This is a genomic window from Mesorhizobium sp. M7A.F.Ca.CA.002.09.1.1 (genome assembly GCF_003998555.1).
GTDB classification, from domain to species: domain Bacteria; phylum Pseudomonadota; class Alphaproteobacteria; order Rhizobiales; family Rhizobiaceae; genus Mesorhizobium; species Mesorhizobium ciceri.
On sequence record NZ_RZRR01001068.1, the window covers coordinates 1 to 1655 of the forward strand.

The following is a 1655-nucleotide window of genomic DNA, read 5'->3' on the forward strand; positions in this document are numbered from 1 at the left end:
TTCCTATTCCAACGTGCAGACGCTGAAACTGTTCTCGGCCGATGGCGACGACCGCTACATCAGGAACGGTTTCGACATCTATCTCGACGCATTGCGCCCGTTCACCCGCCGGCTGACCGGCGTGCGCATGGCGCTGACCACGCTGTCGGGCATCATGATCACGGCGATCGGCTGCTTTGCCGTCTATCTCTGGGTCGAGGGCTCGATCACCGTCGGCGCGGTCGCCTTCACCCTGTCGCTGGTGCTGCGGCTCAACATGCTGCTCGGCCGGCTGATGATGCAGCTCAACAGCATCTTGCGAAACCTCGGCGTGCTGGAGAATTCCAAGGCGCTGATCTCGCAGCCGCTCGGCCTCACCGATGCGCCCGACGCCAAGGAACTCGTCGTTGCGGGTGGCCGTATCGCGGTGAAGAACGTCGAGTTCCACTACGGCAAAGGTTTCGGCGTGCTGAACGGCATCGACCTTGTCGTCAGGCCAGGCGAGAAGGTAGGGCTGGTCGGACCGTCCGGCGCCGGCAAGACGACCCTCGCCAATCTGATCCTGCGCCTCTACGATCTCGAGAGCGGGTCGATCACCATCGATGGCCAGGATGTCGCCAAAGTTACGCAGAATTCGCTGCGCGCCAATATCGGCGTCGTCAGCCAGGACACGGCGCTGTTCCACCGTTCGCTGCGCGACAACATCAAGCTCGGCATGCCTGACGCGACCGATGCGGAGGTGATCGCGGCGGCGAAAAAGGCTGAGGCGCACGAGTTCATCCTGACCTTGCGCGACAACAGGGACCGCGCCGGCTACGAGGCGTTTGTCGGCGAGCGCGGCGTCAAGCTGTCGGGAGGCCAGCGCCAGCGCGTGGCGATCGCCCGCGTCTTCCTCAAGGATGCGCCGATCCTGATTCTCGATGAGGCGACCTCGGCACTCGATTCCGACATCGAGGCGGCGATCCAGGAGAATCTGACACGGCTGATGGAAAACAAGACGGTCATCGCCATCGCCCACCGGCTGTCGACGATCGCAGCACTCGATCGTCTGGTGGTGCTCGACGGCGGCCGCATTGTCGAGCAAGGCACGCATGACCAATTGGTGGCGCTCGACGGGCTCTATGCGCGGCTGTGGAAGCGGCAGTCCGGCGGTTTTCTCTATCACGAGGACAGCGTGCTCGAAGAGACGCGCCCGGCGGAGTAGCTCAATGGGTGGATCGACAGGCGCCATCCCAGAGGTCGGCTACGTGCTCAAGCGGTTTCGGCCGACCATGCCGGCCTTCGACACGCTGAAGGAAGAGAGCCGGCTGGAAGGCTACTGGATGCTGGTACGCCTTGCGGATGGCTGGGCAAGTGGCCGCAACAAGTTCCTGAAACGGGGGGAGGCGCTGTACGGAGCATGGTATGGAAGGGAACTCGCCGGCGTGTGCGGGTTGAACATCGATCCCTATTTCGAGGACAGGGGCCACGGCCGGGTCCGGCACCTGTTCGTCAGCGCGCGCCACCGTCGCGCCGGCCTTGGCCGGATGCTGGTCGAAACCGTTGTCGACAGGGCACGTCACCATTTCGCCATGCTGAACACCCGCGCGCCGCAAGAAGCTTTCCGTTTCTATGAACGGCTTGGCTTTCAGCGCGTGGCGGGCGAAGAGTTCGTCACACACCGCATGGTTTTCGGG

2 protein-coding genes are annotated in these 1655 nt (G+C 63.5%); both read left to right on the forward strand.

Going from position 1 to position 1655, the window contains the following annotated elements:
* Window positions 1–1183 (forward strand): ABC transporter ATP-binding protein (locus EN994_RS30295; RefSeq protein WP_164746369.1); only part of this gene is annotated, 1183 nt, incomplete at its 5' end.
* 4 nt (window positions 1184–1187) lie between these two features.
* Window positions 1188–1655 (forward strand): GNAT family N-acetyltransferase (locus EN994_RS30300; RefSeq protein ID WP_127308094.1); only part of this gene is annotated, 468 nt, incomplete at its 3' end.